Here is an 18,722-nt window from a genome sequence, read left to right on the forward strand (position 1 = left end):
TTATGATTATTTTGTCTAATAATTTCTAAAGAAAAACGAAAGAATACTATAAATCATAATAAAATATAAAAATCTCTAATTATAAAATAATAATCAGAGATCATTAAATGATGAAACGAAGTTTGTGTGTGTGAGTTTTATCTTCTTATATTTAGTTTTCTGTTGTTTGAACTCCGCTTTCTTCACTTAATTTTTGTTTTTCAAGTAATTTAAAGAATGGATAATATAAACACATATCCAATACAATTAATCCGATAACCATAATAGCTGCTCTAAAATCCATACATCCCAATGCAGCTCCTAATGGTGCAGGAGTTGTCCATGGTGTTTCAATAACACCTTTTCCAACAATCTGAAATGCCATACACGCATAAGCAATAATAGAATTAATAACTGGTACAAAAATAAACGGTATCATCATTAATGGATTTAACACCATTGGTAATCCAAAGATAATTGGTTCATTAATATTAAAGATTGCTGGTCCTATTGAAAGTTTCCCCAAAGTTTTTAATTCCACTGATTTCGAACGAAGCAGTAAGATACATAATCCTAAAGTTGCTCCACCGCCACCCAGTGTTATCACATATGACCAAAATGGTTGTGTAAAGAAATGGGCAATGGGTTCACCAGCAGTAAATGCAGTAATATTAGCAACTAAATACATTTGCATAAAAGGCAATCTAATTGGTTGTGTAATGCTTGCACCATGTAATCCAAAGAACCAGAATGTCTGAGCAATAATTGTAATTAAACAAATTCCCAATAAAGAATCTAATCCTGAAATTGCTGGTGCTAAAAGTGTCATAATCATACTTGGTAACAATTCTCCACTCACATTTTGAATGAATAACGAAATAGCATAGAATGTAATAACACAGACAAATAATGGCATAATTGCATCAAATGAAGAACTAATCGCTGGTGGAACACCTTCTGGCATCTTAAAACGAATATTTTTAGCTAACATAAAATGCATAATTTCAACACAGCCAATAGCAACAATGATAGCTGTAAATATTCCCTTCGCATCTAAGAATGTCATTGGTATATAATTACCTGCCATACCTAATAAATCAGTCATATTTGATCCTTCGCTTATAGCACTTGTAGGGACAGCAGATACAGCTGGTGATGTCACTATAAAAAAAACAGCTGTCGAAACAATTGCAGTATTTAATGTTGGCATCTTATATCTCTTAGCCAAATGATATGCAATAGCAAAGGCTACAAATAACCCCATTAAAGCCATCGTCATATTATATGGTAATTGCAGCATCGCTTTGTTAGCCTGTGCCCAATTATACCATCCTAACAACAAATCACTAATAAATCCCCAATTAGGTAACGTATCTGGTTTAAATGGCGGTGTTGAAATAATTAAACATACACCACCTAAGATAGATAACGGAATAGCAACAACCATTCCATCACGAATAGCAGCCAGATGTCTTTGATTCCCTAATTTATTTGCAATCGGTACAAGCGTACGATTTGCAAGTTCATTGAATTTTTCCATGAAATTCATGAATATTCCTCCCTCCTGAATCTGTACCCTGATTATATAATTATGGCTCTTACAAATTCAATTATTTTCCATATTGTCGAAAACATTTCCACAATGTGGAAATGAGTTGATAATGATCTATAATTGTTATATATTTATAAATTAGTGTTAAATTATTCGAAAAATCATAAATTTAAATATCAAAATATATTCTTGACACAAGTCTAAAAAAAATTATAATGGGACATGTGTGAGTATTATCTTCTTGTGAAAGATGTGTGAAAAACACAACGAGATCAAGGAGGAAAAAGTTTATGAAGTTAATTATTGAAGAAAATGAACAAAAAATGAGTGAAAGTGCTATGCACATTTTACTAGGTACAATGATGCAGGATAAGAGAGTTAATATTTCTTTAACTGCTGGGAAATCTCCAATCAATTTGTACAAGATGATGATTCCTTATGTCAAGGATCAAGAAAAATTTAAAGATATTGAGTATTACTTATTTGATGAAGCCCCATATCTTGATAAACCTTATGGCCCTAACTGGGAAGAAATGCAAGAATTATTCTTTAAAGATGCCCATATTCCTGCCAAAAGAATTCATACCACAACTATGGAAAACTGGGAAACATATGATCAGGAAATTCGTGATGCTGGTGGCATTGATGTTATGTTAATTGGACTAGGATTTGATGGCCATTTCTGTAGCAATTGTCCAAGATGTACACCAATGGATAGCTATACTTATCCAATGGACCGTGCAACAAAAAATGCTGCAAATCCTACATATCCAGCCAAACCACATTTACCTGTTACATTAACAATGGGTCCAAAAAGTTTAATGCGTGTTAAACATCTGGTCATGATTGTTACAGGCAAAGAAAAAGCTGAAATTTTAAAACAAGTCTTAGATTCACCGATTACAGATGAATTGCCAGCAACTGTCTTAAAACTTCATCCTAATTTTACAGTTATCTGTGATAAAGAAGCTGCTTCTTTATTAAATAGGGAAGATTATAAGAGACTTTAATTTTTATAAGGAAAACAACATCGTTCGTTTTCCTTTTATCAACTCTTTTCCAAAATCTGGAAAAGTTTTTTATTTCATGGAAATCCCTTGGTCTTATATATGGAGATTGATATACTTAACTATATAAAAAATGAGGTAAAAAATATGACTAAGAAAAAAACAATGATGACAAATAAATACGATATTATTGAAGTGAGAATGTGTAGGTTTTTTGCTATGGTGATTGATTGGTATCTTACCAATATGCTTGCTGTTATTCCTATCACTTTTTATTTTCGTGGAGACGATTACTTACAACCCTATATGTTTGAACTCAATGAATATAGTTTTCAAATTGGACTATTGCTTGGAATTTATGCAATTATCATTGGTATTGTCTATTATGTTGTCATTCCTAGTTTTGTTTGGAAAGGTCAGACATTAGGAAAGAAGCTATGTAAAATACAAGTCATTGATCAAAATGCCAATGAACTCACATTACAAACTATTTTAAAAAGAGAATTACTCGGTGCTGTTATTTTAGAAGGTGGAATCATTATAACTGCAACATACATAAGAAAATTACTACCTTTGTTTGGTTTAGCAAGTTTTGTAACACCACTTAAATATATTGCCTATGCACTTACAATTGTTTCTATTGGCTATGCATATTTTCAGCCAATGTCACAGGCATTCCACGATAAGATAGCTAATACTCTTGTCATAAAGAAATAAATTGTATTCTCCCAACTTTCATGATATATATAATATATATGTCGAAAAGAGGGAAAAACTATGTTTAATTTGATGATTATTCTATTATCTACTATTAATAGTGAACCAAAAGACTCTAATAATTATAAAATAGCAAAATTTATTATTGAAAATATTCATAATTTAGAGGAATTTACTTTAACTGATTTTGCCCAAAGTTGCTATGTTTCTAATTCCAGCATCTCACGTTTCTGCCGTGATATTGGCTTAAGGGATTTTCATGCTTTAAAGAATCAAATAGCTAGATTTGCGATTGAACACGAACATGCAAAAGGCAAATTCAACTTTAAAGATTTTGAAGCTCAATCCTTAAGTAAATCTTATATTTTGAGTGTTATAGATAATTTAAAAACACTTTATAATAGTCATATTGAAAATGATCTTGAGCATTTGGTAGAAGATATACACGCATATAAGAAAGTTGCTGCTTTTGGATATATGCAATCTGAAAATGTTGCTTTAAATCTACAATATGACTTACAAACAAATGGTAAAATACTTTTTACTTGTATCAAGTTTATTGATCAAGTTGATTATATCAATAATGCTGATGAAGAAACTTTAATTATTATCTTCTCAGAGTCCGGAACTTATTTTGATCGTGTCTTTCAGCGAACCAAACCATTTAAGAATTTAAAAATGAAACCTAAAATATATATGATAACATCTAATTTTAGTATCTCCCTCCCTTATATAGACGCATATGTCCGTTATCACAGTCGAAATGATTTCGCAAGTCATCCTTATCCTCTGATTATTATTTCAGATCTCATTTGCGTCCAGTATACAAAAATATTACAAGAAAAAAATAACAAAACAGCCTTATAGACAATTATTTATGTCTACAAGGCTATTTTTAATTATTCACTAATATCATTTTCATCAAAGACTTCATCAATAGGTGCTCCTGGTGCAACCATTGGGAACACTTTATCATCCTCTTGAATAATGCATTCAATAACAATTGGTCCATTATAATCAATGGCTTCTTGAATCGCAGGTAAAACTTCTTCTTTCTTTGTCACCCTAATAGCTTTACACCCTAAACCTTCAGCAACTTTACAAAAATCAACTTTATCATTTAAGATTGTTGCAGAATAACGTTTATCATAGAATAGTGTTTGCCATTGTCTAACCATACCTAAGACATGATTATTTAAAACAACTTGAATGATTGGAACATTATATCGAGATGCCGTTGCCAATTCATTGAGATTCATTCTAAAACATCCATCTCCAGCAATATTGAAAACAACTTGATCTGGCTTTCCATATTTTGCCCCCATAGAAGCCCCTAGACCGTATCCCATTGTTCCTAACCCACCACTTGTAATCAATTGGCGAGGTCTTCTAAAATGGTAATACTGAGCAGCCCACATTTGATTTTGGCCAACTTCTGTACAAATAATAGCATTACTATCTGTCATAGCTTCTATTTGTTCAATAACATAAGGTCCTGTTAAAATATCTGGATTATATGTTAATGGGAATTGTTCTTTTAACCCTCTGATTTCTTTTAACCATTGGGGATGATTTTGTTGTGCTAACAATAAGTTTAATGCCCCTAAAATACTCTTAGCATCTCCAACAATACCCAAGTCAACTGCAACATTCTTATTAATTTCTGCAGCATCAACATCAATATGAATAATCTTAGCATTTCTTGCAAATTTGGCTGTATTTCCAGTGACACGATCACTGAACCTAGCCCCCACAACAATTAATAAGTCACATCGAGAAACACCTAAATTACTCGTTTTTGTTCCATGCATCCCTAGCATTCCTGTATAACGTGGGTTAGTTCCATCATAAGCCCCTTTTCCCATCAATGAATCAGCTACAGGTGCATCAATTTTTTCTACAAATTCTTTAAGTTCTTCAGATGCTCCAGCGGCAATAGCTCCACCGCCAACAAACACAAATGGTCTTTCACTCTTTTCAATCATCTGAATAGCTTTCTTGATTGTCTCTGTTGGATAAGTATAACTACGTCTTTCAATGACTTCAGGAACTTGTGGTTTATAATCACCCTTTTTAATAGTGACATCTTTTGTAATATCAACGAGGACAGCCCCAGGTCTTCCTTCTTTAGCGATTTGAAATGCCTTACGAATAGTTGGAGCTAAATCCTCAATTTTCTTAACAATAAAGTTATGCTTAGTAATTGGCATTGTCACTCCAGCAATATCAACTTCTTGAAAGCTATCTTTTCCAAGTAATGAAACCGCCTGATTGGCTGTAATTGCAACAAGAGGAATCGAATCCATTTGTGCAGTTGCAATTCCAGTGACAAGATTTGTTGCTCCTGGACCACTTGTTGCTAGACAAACACCTACCTTACCAGTTGCACGAGCATATCCATCAGCAGCATGAGATGCACCTTGTTCATGAGAAGTCAAGATATGGTTAATCTTATCCTGATATTTATATAGACTATCATAGATTTCTAAAATTGTTCCACCAGGATACCCAAACACAGTATCAACACCTTGTTCAAGTAAGCATTCAACAACAATATCTGATCCTTTCATTTCCATAGTATCTTTCCTCCTCTTCTTTAATCTTTAACTTTTAAAACTGCTCCAGTGTTTGCTGAAGTAACCATTGCAGCATATTTCTTCAAATATCCTTTCACTTCAGGCATTTTAGGTTCCCAGTTTTTCTTTCTTTCTGCCATTTCCTCATCACTGACTAATAATTGAATACTATTATTCTCAATATCAATCTCAATCATATCTCCCTCTTGAACAAAAGCAATTGGTCCTCCAACTGCTGCTTCAGGAGAAACATGTCCAATTGATGCACCACGAGTCGCACCAGAGAAACGTCCATCAGTAATCAAAGCAACATCTTTATCTAACCCCATCCCAGCGATTTCACTTGTAGGGGATAACATTTCACGCATTCCTGGACCACCACGAGGTCCTTCATAACGAATCACAACGACATCACCAGCCACAATTTTACCTGCACGAATAGCCGCAATTGCATCTTCCTCACAATCAAAGACTCTTGCCGGTCCCTTATGTTGCATCATTTCTGGTGCCACTGCTGATTTCTTTACAACACAGCTATCTGGTGCTAAGTTCCCTTTTAAGACTGCAATACCACCAGTTTTGCTATAAGGATTAGTAATAGGTCTAATAATATTTGGGTCAAGATTGACACAACCCTCAATATTCTCTTTTAATGTTTTTGTTGTACATGTCATAACATCTGTATGCAAAATGCCTAAAGTATCTAATTCATTCATAACTGCATAAACCCCACCAGCCTCATTCAAATCTTCCATAAATGTATCTCCAGCAGGAGCTAAATGACATAAGTTAGGTGTTTTCTTGCTGATTTCATTGGCAATTTCTAAGTTCAAATCAACACCTGCTTCATAAGCAATTGCTGGTAAATGCAACATTGAGTTTGTTGAACATCCTAAAGCCATATCAACAGTTAAGGCATTCAAGAAAGCATTTGGTGTCATAATATCTCTTGGTTTAATATCTTTTTCTACCAATTCCATAATTTGCATTCCAGCATGTTTTGCCAGTCTAATTCTTTCACTATAAACAGCCGGAATTGTTCCATTTCCTTTTAATCCCATTCCAAGAACTTCTGTTAAACAATTCATAGAATTAGCAGTATACATACCTGAACATGATCCACAAGTAGGACAGGCTTTTTCTTCAAATTCTTTTAATTTTGCTTCAGTTATTTTACCTGAATTAAATTCTCCAACAGCTTCAAATAAAGTTGATAAACAAGTTTGTTTCCCATCTAATCTTCTACCAGCTAACATTGGTCCGCCACTTACAAAAATTGTTGGAATGTTTAATCTAGCAGCTGCCATTAATAATCCAGGAACATTTTTATCACAATTAGGAATCATAACCAATCCATCAAATTGATGTGCATTAGCTAAACATTCAGTACTGTCACAAATCAACTCTCTTGTAACCAATGAATATTTCATTCCTGTATGATTCATAGCAATCCCATCGCAAACTGCAATAGCTGGAACTTCAATTGGTGTTCCACCTGCCAAATAAATTCCTTTCTTGACTGCTTCGGCTATTTTATCTAAGTTCATATGTCCAGGAACAATTTCATTATAAGAATTAACAACTCCAATTAACGGTCTAGCTAGTTCTTCTTCTGTCATTCCTAATGCATTAAATAAAGATCTATGAGGTGCTCTTTCAACACCTGTTTTGACATTATCACTTTTCATGCTTTTCCTCCCTCTATAGTCTCTCAACTATCAAATCACCCATTTGTGAACACGATACCTTTGTCTGTCCATCAGACATAATATCAATTGTACGATATCCATCCTTTAAAACCTTTTCAATCGCTCTTTCAATAGCCTCTGCTTCTTGATCCATATCAAATGAATATCTTAACATCATAGCGGCTGAAAGAATTGTAGCAATTGGATTTGCAATATTTTTTCCTGCAATATCAGGTGCACTCCCATGGCTAGGTTCATACATTCCTAATTTATCATCTCTTAATGATGCACTAGATAACATTCCAATTGACCCTGTAACCATACTGGCTTCATCACTTAAAATATCTCCAAACATGTTTTCTGTTAAAATCACATCAAACTGACGAGGATTCTTAACCAATTGCATTGCACAATTATCCACTAACATATGTTCAACTTCAACACTAGGATAATCCTTAGCAACCTCATTCACAACTTTTCTCCATAAACGAGAAGTATCAAGAACATTCGCTTTATCAACGCTTGTTACTTTCTTTCTACGTTTCATGGCAATATCAAATCCACGAATAGCAATTCTTCTGATTTCATTTTCACTATATATTAAATTGTCATGTGCTACCATTTGCCCATTGACTTCTTTTGTTTCTCTTGCTCCAAAATACAAGCCACCTGTCAATTCACGCATAATCATCATATCAAAACCACCTTCAGTGATTTCTTCTTTTAAAGGACAAGCCCCTTTTAATTCATCATATAGATAAGCGGGTCTTAAATTTGCAAATAAATTTAATTCTTTTCTGATTTTTAATAATCCCGCTTCTGGTCGAAGTGCTGGTTCTAACTGATACCATGGAGATGTATTTGTATCTCCACCAATTGATCCCAACAAGACAGCATCACTATTTTGTGCCACCTGAATGGCTTCATCTGTTAATGGCACCCCATATGCATCAATAGAAGCTCCTCCCATTAAAATCTCACGATAATGAAAAGTATGATTGTATTTTCTTGAAATTGCATTTAAGACTTTTAATGCTTCATTCACAATCTCTGGTCCAATTCCATCACCTTTAATGACTGCAATATTCTTTTCCATACATTTATCCTTTCTTCTTTTCATTCACATAGTTTACTAAACCATTTGCTTGAATCATTTTTTGTAAAAATTCTGGAAATGGCTGTGCCTGATATTCTATATTCTTTGTTTTATTTATAATTTTACCTGTATCAAAATCTACTTCGACTTCATTTCCTTCATCAATATCATTTGCTGCTTCTTCACATTCTAAGATAGCAAAACCAATATTAATAGAATTACGATAGAAAATTCTTGCAAACGATTTTGCAATAACACAACTTACACCTGCTGTCTTCAATGCTAAAGGCGCATGCTCACGAGACGATCCACAACCAAAGTTTTTTCCAGCAACCATAATATCACCAGGCTCTACTCTTTCTACAAAGGTCGGATCAATATCAATCATGGCATGACTTGCTAATTCTTTTGCATCAAACGAATTCAAATATCTTGCTGGAATAATAACATCAGTATCAACATTATCACCATATTTTAAGACTTTACCGTGTGCTAACATGTTACTCCCCATCCTTTCTAGGATCTGCAATATATCCTGCAATTGCACTTGCAGCTGCGACTTCAGGAGAAGCCAAATAAATAAGTGCCTGCGTATCTCCCATTCTTCCTACAAAATTACGATTTGTTGTTGAAACACATTTTTCACCTTTTGCCATAACACCCATATGTCCACCCATACAAGGACCGCAACTTGGTGTATTAAAAGCACAACCTGCTTCAACAAAGATTTCAGCCAATCCTTCTTGAATACATTGTACAAAGATTTTTTGTGTTGCTGGAACAACCATCACACGTACATGATGAGCAACCTGCTTTCCTTTTAGAATAGCAGCTGCTTTTCGTAAATCACTCATTCTTCCATTTGTACATGATCCAATGACAACTTGATCAATCATAATTTTCTCTTCATTATTGATTTCATCCATTGTATGTGCATTTCCTGGTAAGTGAGGAAATGCAACAGTAGGAACAATTGAAGACAAATCAATTTCAATCACTTCATCATAAACTGCATCTTTATCTGCTATATATTCTTTATACTCTTTCTTTGAATGTTTCTTCATATAATCTCTTGTTTGATTATCAACAGGGAAAATTCCATTTTTAGCTCCTGCCTCAATAGCCATATTACAGATTGTAAAACGGTCATCCATTGAAAGTTCAGCAACTCCTTCACCTGTAAACTCCATTGATTTATATAAAGCTCCATCAACACCAATTTTACCAATTATGTGTAAGATAACATCTTTACCACTTACATAAGGTTGTAATTTTCCTTTTAATACAAATTGAATAGCACTTGGTACCTTGAACCACAATTCGCCAGTTGCCATACCAGTCGCAATATCAGTTGTTCCAACACCAGTAGAAAATGCTCCTAAAGCTCCATAAGTACATGTATGAGAATCTGCTCCAATAATACATTCCCCTGCTACAACAATTCCTTTTTCAGGTAAGATAGCATGTTCAACACCACATTTTCCTTGTTCCATATGATGTGTTAAGCATTGATTTAAAGAGAATTCTCTAATTGCCTTTGAATTCTCAGCAGATTTAATATCTTTATTTGGTGTAAAATGATCTGGAACCAAAATCACTTTATCCTTATCAAAGACTTCATTAGCCATTTGTTTAAAAATAGGCAATGCCATTGGTCCTGTAATATCATTAGCCATTACAACATCTAATTTTGCTTCTATCAATTGACCAGCTACAACTTGTTTTAAACCTGCATGATCAGCTAATATCTTTTGTGTCATTGTCATCGACATAATTACTTCCCCCTTCATCCTTTGTATGTCATCACTAAAGAGTCTAAGACTCTTTACTGAACACACACAAAAGTGTGTGTATTGATTAGTTATTAATTAACTTGTCTTCATCAGACCAGCTATATAATTTTCTAACTTCTTTACCAGTTTTTTCAGATATATGTTCAGTTGCTAATTTACGCATAGCTTTAAAGTGAGCTTGTCCACCAGCTTCAGACATATCTAATAAGAAATCTTTAGCAAAAGTTCCATCTTGAATATCAGATAAAACTTTTTTCATTGCTTTCTTTGTATCTTCAGTGATAATTTTTGGTCCAGTAATATAATCACCATATTCAGCTGTATTAGAGATAGAATATCTCATACCTTCAAATCCAGATTGATAAATTAAATCTACAATCAATTTCATTTCATGAATACATTCAAAATATGCATTTCTTTCATCATATCCAGCTTCTACTAATGTTTCAAAACCAGCTTGCATTAAGGCACAAACACCACCACATAAAACAGCTTGTTCACCAAATAAATCAGTTTCTGTTTCTGTTCTAAATGTTGTTTCTAGTACACCAGCTCTTGCTCCACCAATACCTAATGAATAAGCTAATGCAATATCTTGTGCTCTTCCTGTTGCATCTTGTTCTACTGCAACTAGACAAGGAACACCTTTTCCAGCTTGATATTCACTACGAACTGTATGTCCTGGTCCTTTTGGCGCAACCATAGTGACATCGACATTCTTAGGTGGAACAATTTGTCCAAAATGAATATTGAAACCATGAGCAAACATTAACATGTTTCCTTCTTCTAAGTTTGGCTCAATTGATTCTTTGTATAATTTTGCTTGTAACTCATCATTAATTAAAATCATGATGATATCTGCTTTCTTAGCAGCTTCAGCTGAAGTGTAAACTTCAAATCCTTGTGCTTCTGCTTTTGCCCAAGATTTAGAACCTTCATATAAACCGATAATAACGTTAACTCCAGATTCCTTTAAGTTTAATGCATGAGCATGTCCTTGAGAACCATACCCAATGATTGCTACTGTTTTGTTATCTAATAAAGATAAATCACAATCTGACTGATAATAAATTTTTGCCATTTTCTTGACCCCCTATTTGTTTTCTACTTTTTTTATATCAAAATCACTAAGACCTCTTGAAATACCAGCTAAACCAGTACGTACAATCTCAACGATATTGAAACCATCTAACATGGCTAATAAGCCATTAATCTTACTGTGATCACCAGTGACTTCTACAACCAGTGAATCAGGTGATACATCTACAATTTTTGCTCTAAAGATATCTACTATTGAAACAATATCTGCTCTTGTTGATTGATCTGCTTCTACTTTCACCATCAATAATTCACGATATACTGAAGAGACACGTGGCAATGCAAATATTTCAATAACATCTTCTAACTTTCTTAACTGTTTCTCGATCTGTTCTAGAATCTGCTGATCGCCTTGAGCGACAACAGTCATACGAGAAACACCCTCTGTACTTGTTGGTCCAACAGTTAAACTATCAATGTTATAACCACGTCGAGCAAACAATCCACTGACACGTGTCAAAACACCCGAACTGTTATGAACAAGAATTGATAAAATGAGTTCTTCCATAATCTATCCTTCCTTTTTCATATATTTATGAATACGGTTCATTGCCGAAATCATTGCCTTAATTGTTGCAGTTGTAATGTCTGGATGAACACCGACTCCATATTCACACACTGCACTGCCTTTAGGTCGCAGTTGAATATAAGCGGCAGCTTTAGCAGAAGAACCAGCTGTTAAAGCATGTTCACTATAATTAATTAACTCAGTATACAAGAAATCCTCTTGTGAGTTAAAAGCATTCTTCACAGCATCAATTGGACCATTTCCATATCCAACTAAAGTTTTCATGACTCCACGATCTTCAATCGTGACTTCTGCTCTTCTTTCATATTCACCTTCATCACTGATATCAATTAATCTTTGTTTAATAAACTTATATGGTGTCTCATTATCAATATATTCTTTCTTGAAAGTATCATAGATTCTTTCAGGTGAGACTTCACCTTCTGTTTCACTAATATTTTGAATTGCTTTTGCAAAATCTGCTTGTAAGGCTTTTGGTAATTGATAACCAAAGACAGTATCCATCACAAATGCAACCCCACCTTTTCCTGATTGTGAATTAATACGAACAATTGGTTCATATTGTCTATTTAAATCAGCTGGATCAATTGGTAAGTATGGAACTTCCCAAAGTTCTTGACCTCTTTCGTGATAAGCATGCATTCCTTTATTAATAGCATCTTGATGACTACCCGAGAACGCTGTAAAGACAAGTTGTCCAGCATATGGATGACGTGGTGGAACTTCCATCTTTGTATCTTTTTCATAGATTGCTTTGATATGATTCATTTGACTTAATTCAAGTTCTGGATCAATTCCATGAGTATACATATTCAATGCTAAAGTAATCACATCAACATTTCCTGTTCTCTCACCATTTCCAAATAATGTTCCTTCTACTCTGTCTGCTCCTGCCAATAATCCAAGCTCAGTTGTCGCTACACCACAACCTCTATCATTATGTGGATGCAAACTGACAATAACACGTTCTCTGTCTTTAAAGTTCTTACACATCCATTCAATTTGATCTGCATAAACATTTGGTGTATCCATTTCAACAGTTGATGGTAAATTAATGATAACTTTATTATCAGGTGTTGCTCCCCATGTATCCATGACAGCTTCACAAATTTCTAATGCATAGTCTACTTCTGTTCCTGTAAAACTTTCTGGTGAATATTCTAAGATAACTTTTCCCTCAAATTCCTGAGATAATTCTTTGACTAATTTTGTTCCCTCAACAGCAATTTTCTTAATTTCTTCTTTTCCTTTTCTAAAGACAACGTCTCTTTGTAGAATTGAAGTTGAATTATAAATATGAACAATGGCTTTATCTAATCCTTTTAATGATTCAAATGTTCTTCTAATCAAATGTTCTCTTGCCTGTGTTAAAACCTGCACAGTCACATCATCAGGAATTAAATTTTCATCAATCAATAATCTTAAGAAATCATATTCAATTTGTGATGAAGATGGAAAACCAACTTCAATTTCCTTAAACCCTAAATCAACTAATAATTGAAACATCTCTACTTTTTCTTCGATTTTCATTGGTGTAATGAGTGCTTGATTACCATCACGTAAATCAACAGAACACCAAATTGGTGCTTTGACAATTTCATTGTCTGGCCAAGTACGATCTTTCAACTTCACTGTTTCAAACTTCTTATACTTTTTATAGTTCATGTTCTGCCTCCCTCTTCCCTATATAATAAAAAATCTCGTCTCCATCATGAAAGAAATTCATAATAGAGGACGAGAGTTACTCACTTCGTGGTTCCACCTCATATTTATTATTGCCTCACGACAATAACCTTATCAAGTACGCTTATTTATAAGTTCATACTCTAGCGTGATAACGGTCGCAAGTTCCGTAGCAGCTTACTCCTATTGTTTCAGTGCTCCACTCAAGGATGAGTTCAATAATGTATTCTCGACTTTTTTCACCAACCAAAGTCTCTCTATGCTTCATATCATTATTTACTATTTCCTATCTTTGTATTTCCTATAGGGTTGTTGCATATATCATATACTCTTTTCCATTTATAGTCAATAAGAATTTCAGTTTTTTGTTTGTGAATTTTTAGTTTTGGAAAATTGTATATATTATATTTTGGATTTTCACTAAATTATCTTAAAATTAGATATATACATATTTATATGAATAGACTTATTGATTATTTTGAATTATTTCATAAACTAAATTTTCATTACTTAATTTTTCAACATCCATTTCATCTTTATGAGTTTCTTTCCACTCATCAATCATTGAAATAGTCGTAATTGATATTTTGTAATGATCCTTTTGTAATACAAAGGTTGAAGAAATTGTTCCATCATACAGCTCTACACTATATCCCTCTTTTTCTAACATTTTCACATAATTATAAATCGAAGGAATTGATTCATCATGAGCATCTACTTCATCAATAGCTAAGCCAAAAACAAGCCTAGCATCCGTTTGATTAAGAATCATCACTTCTTGAGGTGATACTTTTAAATATGAAACAATGTTTTTCACTTCAGGAAACTTTACATAATTATCATTTTTAAATTCTTCAGTTTGAGATGTGACATTCTCGTTTGATAGTGGTGTCGTTGCATTCTCTTGTTTCTTTCCATTTGTGCACCCAGTTATAACAAACAAACATATCAATATAATTATCTTTTTCATAAAAAACCTCCTTTAGTTTCAGTATAACATATCATATTTAATTATTGAAATATGAGTTGTATCAATTTAATTAACTAATCACGAATATAATACTTACTCCTATTTATTTAATTATCAGTTTCTAAATATTTTCTCAGGATTTAGTTTTTTTACTATAACTATAGATAATGCTACCGTGCTTATAACAACAATACTAAACATTATAAATAAAAGAATAGATATATTACCCATACTGTCAATAAGGATATTCCCTTTAAAAATATATACTAATAAAAATGTAAGTATATATGATATGAGTATTTTAAATATAACATCTACTCCTAATATAAATATCATTTCTAAAGGCATAACACCATTTGTCATCAAAATTGTTAATTCTTTTTCTCTTTTCTTCATCATCCAATAACAAATATAGATAAATACCAAAGATATCAAAAGAATAGTCACTATTTTTTCCATTTCAAACATACTCATTGTTTCATATTTCATATTTAACAGTAATTGAGTATCTTGGAAATTCGAATTAATGCGGAGATTAGAATATTCATTGGCAACATAAGTTATGATATCGTCCAATGTATTTATATTATCACAAAAAATAACATAAGCACTTTTCACTGGTTCTACATTAGTTTTTTTTGCAAGTTCAGCCATATCATTATAATCCATTAGCATATAATCTAAATCATTACTATAAGCAGTTATTCTTCCAATAGACATAATGCCACTTATCTTAACAGATTTATTTAGATAGACTTTATGATTAAAAATAAATTGAGAGTATGTGGTATTTTTATTCAAGGATTCTACATTTTTATATATGCTATGATAAGAGGGGTATAAATGTCTTTCATCTTGGAAAGTCTGATATAATTTACCATTTAAACGATTTTCTTTATATAAAGGATATACATCTATCGTTTTATCATCAACTTGTACTTTTAAATCATAATAAGGATATATTTTTCTAACACCTTCTTGCTGTTCTAAATTTTTTATAACATCTTCATCAATAGGAGTCGCCTCATCATATACTCCAACCTTTTCCCCTACATCCTGACTTTCAATCATTATCTGATAATCTGCAATTTTATTAATTCTTTTATCAACATTATCTAAAGATTGCTGGAGAGTATGCTGAATTCCAAGAACACCTATACAACCTATTAATAAAATAAAAATCATTATAAAATTCATAAACTTTTCATTTATAAGATTATGCTTAATATAAAACCATAGAAATGACCAATTTTTTTTATAAGTTATAAAGTCTCTATCACAAGGTATATCATCTGCTTTCCTAATTTCAGAAATACCCTGATTATTCAATTCATAAATTTCATCAGCATATTCATTAGCAATATAACTATGACTTGCTATAATAATTGTACATTGATCCTGCTTCAATATTTCTTGCAACAACATAAAGATTTCTCTTTCATTAGTTTCATCTAATGCACTCGTTGGCTCATCTAAAATAAGAATTCTTGGTTTTTTTATCAAGGCACAAGCAATAGCCAATCGCTGTTTTTCTCCACCAGATAATGTATGGATTTTCTGTTCCAATGAATTATTGAGGTGAACATGATTTAATAATTTTAATAAATCTCGTTTATTTCCATTCCTATTTGACACATGACAGTAATACTGATAACATTCATAAATACTCATATTCTCAATTAAGCAAAAATCCTGAAAAACATAACCTATACTATACCTTCTTAAAGATGCTTTCTGTGTCGCTGAAAGAGCTGTTATATTTTTTTCATGATATATATATTCATAATCATTTTCTTTAGAAATTAATGCAAATTTATATAATAAAGTAGATTTCCCACTCCCACTCAATCCTCTGATTAGTGTAATCTTATTCTCAGGTATTTTAAGATTATCAATTTTGATAGAGCGTTTTGAAAACTTCATAAAAATATTCTTTAATTCAATCACCTTTATCACCACCAATCATTAATAACGGGAGAACAACTTCTATTATAAATGCCATAGCAAAACAGAAAATAAAAAATGACATATGAATTATAAACATATCTGAGTTAACAAAATAATAATAAACAAAAACAATAAATAGCATCAAAATCCAAGATAGTATTGTACATATAAATGCCTCATACATAAAATAAAAACTCAATATTTGCTTTGATTTTTTATATGTTAATCCTCTGTTTGTAAAAAATTTTATAAAATCAACATATTCTTTTTTCTGATTGAATTTCACTCCAAATAATAACATTAAAACAACACATATAATTAACCCTGATATTAAAAGAACGCCTTGATTCATATTTTGAGCAATCTCTACTTGTACTTCCTTATCAGAATATTCAGAATCTACTTTATACCCTAAAGATTCTATCTCTTCTTTAACTTTTGAGAAAGTATATTTATCATTTACCACAAATTGGTAATACGTGGGGTAAAAAGGCATATTGACAACCTCAGAACCATAATCTAATAATCCATCTTGCATGAGTAATGTATCTAGCTTTAACTCTTCTCTATATCTTTCTTCTATGCTTAATGGATAAAACAATGAAAAATCATTATCATTTTCTTTGCCTAATTGTAAATTTATTGGCTTATCATAAATACCTTTGATTTTCATTTTCATCTTAACATTTTTATAGATTACATCTTGAGCATCTTTTTCCATTCTCACATAAATAGGAATAGGGACATAAAATACTATTTCGGTTTTCTCATCAATATTTGATATAATTTCTTTATACTCACTTTGATCAATTTGAGGAATATCATATTCACCAGTTATTAAATAATATAGAAAATATGAATCTATATATATCCCTTCATTAACATCAATTTGATTTAAAAGATACTTATCTGAATATTCATATTCTTCATTATAAGTAGCAACACCATAAATATACTCATCATTTAAATTTCTATTAGCAAGAAGTTGTCCATTCTGATAAACTTCAAATTGATTTTCATTATTTTTTAATTCAACATGATAATTTATAATATAAGGCCATATACCCTCAATGTGAGTATTCTGTTTAATTGTTTGTAATTCTTCACTACCAATAGGTAATTGTTGACTATAATAATTTGTATCACTAGCTCTGTATAATATTCCTGCTTTATTAATTGTTGATAATTGATTTTGGTACTTGTTTATTACAGAATAACCATATAATATTGAAAAACAACTGAGTGCTATGGCAAATGCTACAAACCCAATCATGCATATTTTAAATATTCTTTTATGTTGAAACATTTGATAAATATATTGTAAGTAATGTTTCGAATTAACTCTAATAAAATGTTCTTCTTTGATTTTACTTACATTTTTTTTACACTGGATACAATTAAGAGTATGGTTATCTATTTGGTAGATGACATCAGCCTCATTTTTCATAAAATTATCATGAGTAAAAATAATGACAATATGACCTTGATGAGCATACTCTTTTAGTAGTTCAACAATAATTTGAGTATGATGTTTATCTAATGATGCAGTTGGTTCATCAAAGACAAGAATTTCAGGCTGATGGAGCATAGCTAATAAAATACTAACTCTAATCTTTTCTCCACCCGATAATTGTTGTGGGTATTCATTCATTACTTCTCTGATACCCAAACGATCAATATATTTATCTATATTGTATCCATTAAACATAGATTGACAAAGGGCAATATGATCCTCAATTCTTAAATCATCAATAAATGTTGGAATTTGGTTGACAATTCCCATTTTATCTCTTATAAAATCTTTTTGCTGGCAATCTGATAAAATAGTCATATTTTTATCATTATAATAATATTCACATTTTCCTCTATCTTGGAAAGTTATGATTTGATGTAGTGTAGATTTACCACTTCCACTCTTTCCTATAACAAGAGTTAATTCATTATGTTTAGCACTGAAATAAGCATGTTGATATATCATTTGATTTTCATAATTGACACATATATCTTTAAGTTCTAGCATTAGGTATCGCTCCTTTATTATAGCTATATTTTAGCAAAATTAAAAAGAGATGAACATGCTAAAATAG

The 18,722-nt window shown here is 31.9% G+C and carries 15 protein-coding genes and 1 other annotated feature; of the genes, 3 read left to right on the forward strand and 12 right to left on the reverse strand.

Annotated features, from left to right (window positions below):
* Positions 1-151: 151 nt before the first annotated feature.
* Positions 152-1,528 (reverse strand): PTS sugar transporter subunit IIC, encoded by a 1,377-nt coding sequence (locus GQF29_RS05220; RefSeq protein ID WP_017144093.1) that lies wholly within the window; start codon positions 1,526-1,528, stop codon positions 152-154.
* Between the two features lie 293 nt (positions 1,529-1,821).
* Between GQF29_RS05220 and GQF29_RS05225 the strand changes: the two genes are divergently transcribed.
* The 3 genes from GQF29_RS05225 to GQF29_RS05235 all read left to right on the forward strand — a co-directional run bounded on the left by GQF29_RS05225 (position 1,822) and on the right by GQF29_RS05235 (position 4,122).
* Entirely contained in the window at positions 1,822-2,541 is a 720-nt protein-coding gene (locus GQF29_RS05225) for a 6-phosphogluconolactonase (RefSeq protein WP_008790074.1), read from the forward strand.
* Positions 2,542-2,685: 144 nt separating this feature from the next.
* Positions 2,686-3,255 (forward strand): RDD family protein, encoded by a 570-nt coding sequence (locus GQF29_RS05230; protein ID WP_008790075.1) that lies wholly within the window; start codon positions 2,686-2,688, stop codon positions 3,253-3,255.
* A gap of 60 nt (positions 3,256-3,315) precedes the next feature.
* A complete protein-coding gene (locus GQF29_RS05235; protein WP_008790076.1) occupies positions 3,316-4,122 on the forward strand; it encodes a MurR/RpiR family transcriptional regulator in 807 nt (268 codons plus the stop codon).
* 32 nt (positions 4,123-4,154) lie between these two features.
* On the opposite strand, the gene ilvB is transcribed toward GQF29_RS05235, so the two are convergent.
* From ilvB to GQF29_RS05290, 11 genes are all read right to left on the reverse strand, one after another.
* The gene (gene ilvB, locus GQF29_RS05240; RefSeq protein ID WP_008790077.1) at positions 4,155-5,831 is read right to left on the reverse strand and encodes a biosynthetic-type acetolactate synthase large subunit; all 1,677 of its coding nucleotides are present in this window, start codon (positions 5,829-5,831) and stop codon (positions 4,155-4,157) included.
* A 20-nt stretch (positions 5,832-5,851) separates the two neighbouring features.
* Entirely contained in the window at positions 5,852-7,519 is a 1,668-nt protein-coding gene (gene ilvD / locus GQF29_RS05245) for a dihydroxy-acid dehydratase (RefSeq protein ID WP_008790078.1), read from the reverse strand.
* A 13-nt stretch (positions 7,520-7,532) separates the two neighbouring features.
* Entirely contained in the window at positions 7,533-8,615 is a 1,083-nt protein-coding gene (leuB, locus tag GQF29_RS05250; protein ID WP_008790079.1) for a 3-isopropylmalate dehydrogenase, read from the reverse strand.
* A 4-nt stretch (positions 8,616-8,619) separates the two neighbouring features.
* Positions 8,620-9,114 carry a 3-isopropylmalate dehydratase small subunit gene (gene leuD, locus GQF29_RS05255; protein WP_008790080.1) on the reverse strand — a complete coding sequence of 165 codons (495 nt, stop codon included), beginning with the start codon at positions 9,112-9,114 and terminating at the stop codon, positions 8,620-8,622.
* Between the two features lies 1 nt (position 9,115).
* Entirely contained in the window at positions 9,116-10,387 is a 1,272-nt protein-coding gene (gene leuC / locus GQF29_RS05260) for a 3-isopropylmalate dehydratase large subunit (RefSeq protein WP_017144092.1), read from the reverse strand.
* An 85-nt stretch (positions 10,388-10,472) separates the two neighbouring features.
* Positions 10,473-11,489 (reverse strand): ketol-acid reductoisomerase, encoded by a 1,017-nt coding sequence (gene ilvC / locus GQF29_RS05265; protein WP_008790082.1) that lies wholly within the window; start codon positions 11,487-11,489, stop codon positions 10,473-10,475.
* A 12-nt stretch (positions 11,490-11,501) separates the two neighbouring features.
* The gene (ilvN, locus tag GQF29_RS05270; RefSeq protein ID WP_008790083.1) at positions 11,502-12,014 is read right to left on the reverse strand and encodes an acetolactate synthase small subunit; all 513 of its coding nucleotides are present in this window, start codon (positions 12,012-12,014) and stop codon (positions 11,502-11,504) included.
* 3 nt (positions 12,015-12,017) lie between these two features.
* On the reverse strand, positions 12,018-13,700 hold the full coding sequence (leuA, locus tag GQF29_RS05275; RefSeq protein WP_054689214.1) for a 2-isopropylmalate synthase: 1,683 nt from the start codon (positions 13,698-13,700) through the stop codon (positions 12,018-12,020).
* A 62-nt stretch (positions 13,701-13,762) separates the two neighbouring features.
* Positions 13,763-14,020, reverse strand: a binding site (T-box leader).
* A 164-nt stretch (positions 14,021-14,184) separates the two neighbouring features.
* A complete protein-coding gene (locus GQF29_RS05280; protein ID WP_008790085.1) occupies positions 14,185-14,688 on the reverse strand; it encodes a hypothetical protein in 504 nt (167 codons plus the stop codon).
* Positions 14,689-14,802: 114 nt separating this feature from the next.
* The gene (locus tag GQF29_RS05285) at positions 14,803-16,635 is read right to left on the reverse strand and encodes an ABC transporter ATP-binding protein/permease (protein ID WP_008790086.1); all 1,833 of its coding nucleotides are present in this window, start codon (positions 16,633-16,635) and stop codon (positions 14,803-14,805) included.
* The gene (locus GQF29_RS05290) at positions 16,628-18,655 is read right to left on the reverse strand and encodes an ATP-binding cassette domain-containing protein (RefSeq protein WP_008790087.1); all 2,028 of its coding nucleotides are present in this window, start codon (positions 18,653-18,655) and stop codon (positions 16,628-16,630) included. Before GQF29_RS05290 ends, GQF29_RS05285 begins: the two co-directional genes overlap by 8 nt.
* Positions 18,656-18,722: the final 67 nt, after the last annotated feature.

It is taken from the genome of Coprobacillus cateniformis (genome assembly GCF_009767585.1).
Classification (GTDB): Bacteria; Bacillota_I; Bacilli_A; order Erysipelotrichales; family Coprobacillaceae; genus Coprobacillus; species Coprobacillus cateniformis.

Excerpts from the sequence above, each read along its gene's own strand:
- GQF29_RS05220 (WP_017144093.1), bottom strand. The coding sequence starts at position 1,528 with ATGAATTTCATGGAAAAATTCAATGAACTTGCAAATCGTACGCTTGTA.
- GQF29_RS05225 (WP_008790074.1), top strand. The coding sequence starts at position 1,822 with ATGAAGTTAATTATTGAAGAAAATGAACAAAAAATGAGTGAAAGTGCT.
- GQF29_RS05230 (WP_008790075.1), top strand. The coding sequence starts at position 2,686 with ATGACTAAGAAAAAAACAATGATGACAAATAAATACGATATTATTGAA.
- GQF29_RS05235 (WP_008790076.1), top strand. The coding sequence starts at position 3,316 with ATGTTTAATTTGATGATTATTCTATTATCTACTATTAATAGTGAACCA.
- ilvB (WP_008790077.1), bottom strand. The coding sequence starts at position 5,831 with ATGGAAATGAAAGGATCAGATATTGTTGTTGAATGCTTACTTGAACAA.
- ilvD (WP_008790078.1), bottom strand. The coding sequence starts at position 7,519 with ATGAAAAGTGATAATGTCAAAACAGGTGTTGAAAGAGCACCTCATAGA.
- leuB (WP_008790079.1), bottom strand. The coding sequence starts at position 8,615 with ATGGAAAAGAATATTGCAGTCATTAAAGGTGATGGAATTGGACCAGAG.
- leuD (WP_008790080.1), bottom strand. The coding sequence starts at position 9,114 with ATGTTAGCACACGGTAAAGTCTTAAAATATGGTGATAATGTTGATACT.
- leuC (WP_017144092.1), bottom strand. The coding sequence starts at position 10,387 with ATGTCGATGACAATGACACAAAAGATATTAGCTGATCATGCAGGTTTA.
- ilvC (WP_008790082.1), bottom strand. The coding sequence starts at position 11,489 with ATGGCAAAAATTTATTATCAGTCAGATTGTGATTTATCTTTATTAGAT.
- ilvN (WP_008790083.1), bottom strand. The coding sequence starts at position 12,014 with ATGGAAGAACTCATTTTATCAATTCTTGTTCATAACAGTTCGGGTGTT.
- leuA (WP_054689214.1), bottom strand. The coding sequence starts at position 13,700 with ATGAACTATAAAAAGTATAAGAAGTTTGAAACAGTGAAGTTGAAAGAT.
- GQF29_RS05280 (WP_008790085.1), bottom strand. The coding sequence starts at position 14,688 with ATGAAAAAGATAATTATATTGATATGTTTGTTTGTTATAACTGGGTGC.
- GQF29_RS05290 (WP_008790087.1), bottom strand. The coding sequence starts at position 18,655 with ATGCTAGAACTTAAAGATATATGTGTCAATTATGAAAATCAAATGATA.